At 64.3% G+C, this 2,850-nt stretch carries 1 protein-coding gene; it reads right to left on the bottom strand.

Features of this window, described 5'->3' with window-relative positions:
* Nucleotides 1-108: 108 nt before the first annotated feature.
* On the bottom strand, nt 109-2,469 hold the full coding sequence (locus tag ASE96_RS05375) for an HAD-IC family P-type ATPase (RefSeq protein WP_235500142.1): 2,361 nt from the start codon (nt 2,467-2,469) through the stop codon (nt 109-111).
* Nucleotides 2,470-2,850 lie beyond the last annotated feature (381 nt).

Here is a 2,850-nt window from a genome sequence, read left to right as displayed (position 1 = left end):
GAGAGTAGGTCACCGCCGGAACATCATTAAGGTCGAGGACCCCCAACCACGTTGGGGGTCCTCCCGCATTTAAACCCCCCATCCCACCACCAGGACACCCGGCCCCGGTCAGCGCGGGAACATCCTGCCATGGATCCAGGCCAGAAGCTCGACAGCGAGCCCCCCGCCCAGCGCAGCCGCCCCGGCAGCCCGCAGTAAGTCCGCCGGCGGACGCGCGAGATGGAAGAAGTCCTGGACGAGCGGCTGGGTGATCAAAATCAGGAGCATGGCGCACATGGCGAGGACCACCGCCACCTTTTTCACATCAAGCGGGCGTGACACCACCGCGAGAATCCACAACCCCAACACCGAGAGCGTCAGCACAGATGCGGACTGCAGCGACTCCGGCGCTGCCCCAGCCGCTCCGGTCGTCTGCGCGTAGAGGTTCAGGCTCAACAATGAAGCCGCGACAATGAGCCCGGCGGGCACAGAGAACAATAGCGACCTGCGCAGGAACCCGGGACGGTAGCGGCTGGAGTTTGCCATCAGCGCCAGGAAGAAGGACGGAATGCCAATCGTCAGACCGTCAGTGAAGGAGAGTTGGCGGGGTAGGAAGGGGAATTGGAGACTCAGCAATCCGAAGCTGACCGCGATTGCGATTGAGTAGGACGATTTGCTAAGAAAGAGCTTCGACACACGCTCGATGTTGGCGATGACCCTGCGGCCCTCAGCCACCACAGCCGGAAGCCGGTCGAAACGACCATCCAGCAGCACCAGCCGTGCCACTGCCTTCGTGGCAGGTGCCGCTGAGTTCATGGCTATGCCCAAATCCGCCTCCTTCAACGCGAGTACGTCATTGACGCCGTCTCCGGTCATCGCGACCGTGTGCCCGCGCCGCTGAAGTGCTGCCACCATGTCCCTCTTCTGGTGTGGAGTCACCCGACCGAACACGGTGTTGTTGGCCACTACCTCTTCTAGCCGCCGGGGATCGGCCGGAAGTTTCCGGGCATCGTATCCCTCCGCAACGTCCACGCCCACGGAGCGGGCAATCGCCGCGACCGTCCGGGGGTCGTCCCCCGAGATGATTTTCAGCTCCACGCCCTCATCACGGAAGTAGTCCAGCGTCTGTCGCGCCTCGGGCCGAATCTGCTCCCGAAACGTGAGCACAACCACCGGTTCAACAACTGCCGGCAGGGTTGCGTTGTCGGCTGTGATGGTCGTGTCGGCGGCGTAGGCCAGCACGACGGTCCGCAGGCCGGATTCGGCGAGTCGGCCGGCCCTGCCCAGAGCGGCATGCGCTGCCGGCGCTGCGTCTGCGCCACCAGAACCGTCGGCCAACACAACTTCCGGGGCGCCAAGGATCCATGTGCCTGACCCTGGGGTTCCGCCGCCGTCGAACGTCACAGCACTCCACTTCCGGGCGGAAGAGAACGGAACCGATGAGACCGCAGGGTTACCGCCGTCGTGCTCGAATGCCGCTTCAAGGCAGCGAGACGTCGCGTTCGCCTCTGGATCCTTAGCGAACCAGCCGAGGGCCCGCTCCCAACCAGGTTCCGCTGGCTCGGCAAGCTCATGCACACCGTCAAAGATGATGCGGCCCTGAGTGAGCGTTCCGGTCTTGTCGAGACAGAGGACGTCGACGCGGGCCAGGCCCTCCACCGCCGCCAGCTCCTGTATGAGAACCTTGTTCCCCGCCAGCCGGATCCCGCCGACAGCAAAAGCCACGCTCGAGAGCAAGACCAGGCCAAGCGGAATTACGGCGATGACGCTCGCAATCACCCCCACCAGCGCGGATGTCCAGGCGCCGCTGGCGATCGCTTGCTCCCAGCCGCCCCTGGACTGCATCTCGCCGTTGGCAACGATGAGGGCAACTGGCAACAACGCCCAGCTGAGCCAGCGAAGAATTCGGTTGAGGCTGTTGCGGATCTCGGAGTTGACCAGCGAGAACCGCTTCGCATCTGCGGCGATCCCGCTGGAGAAGGAGTCAGCGCCCACCCGGATCACCCGTGCCATGCCCCGGCCGGCAACAAGGATCGAACCGGACAGCACTACGGTCCCCGCCTCCTTATCCACCGGGTCCGATTCCCCAGTCAGGAGGGATTCATCTGCTTCCAGTCCGCCGCTCTCGAGGACAGAGGCGTCGGCTGTGACCTGGTCGCCAGACCGCAGGACCAGGACATCGTCAAGCACGACGTCGGCGGTCGGGACCTCCTGCACGGACCCGTCACGCAGAACTCGGGCCACCGGAGACTCGAGGACCGCGAGGCGGTCCAGGGAACGTTTGGCCCGATACTCCTGGACGACACCTATGACGGAGTTGCCCACAGCTGCCAGCCCGAAGAGGGCGTCCTGCCAACTGCCCAGCACAAGCAGGACGACAAAACTCGTTCCCACAATCGCATTGAACAGAGTCAGCACATTGGCGCGGACGATCTCCCACAGGCTCCGGCTGGTTGAGTCCGGTACAACGTTGGCCAGGCCATGCCTCATTCGGGAGGATACTTCGCCGCCGGATAACCCGGTGGCGGCCGGTCCGGACACTCGCCGGTGGAGGAATTCTGGCCTGCGGCGCCGGCGTTCTGCCATCACCCCCTGATCGTAACCGGAGAGAGCCCCGGACGCAGGTGATGCAGCCCACAGGCAGGGTTTTCCGGTCGATGGAGTGCGGTGCTGCACTACGGGGGCTTGTTTTCCGTGTGGTGGCGGGGTTTTTGGGGTGTGGGGCTGGTGGTGGGGGTGGATTTGTGTGGGGGCTGTGTCGCGTGTAGAGTTATTCGAGTCGCCGCCGCTGATGCGGAAAGATTGCGACCGACCCCCTGATAAACGGCCTGAAATATGGTGCGCTGTTGAGCGTGCCGGAGTAGGGTGGGG

Source organism: Arthrobacter sp. Leaf69 (genome assembly GCF_001422645.1).
Classification (GTDB): Bacteria; Actinomycetota; Actinomycetes; order Actinomycetales; family Micrococcaceae; genus Arthrobacter.
The sequence above is the reverse complement of the archived record's forward strand: the minus strand, read 5'-3'. Positions and strand labels throughout refer to the sequence as shown.

Coding starts and splice junctions, on each gene's coding strand:
- ASE96_RS05375 (WP_235500142.1), bottom strand. CDS start 2,469: ATGAGGCATGGCCTGGCCAACGTTGTACCGGACTCAACCAGCCGGAGC.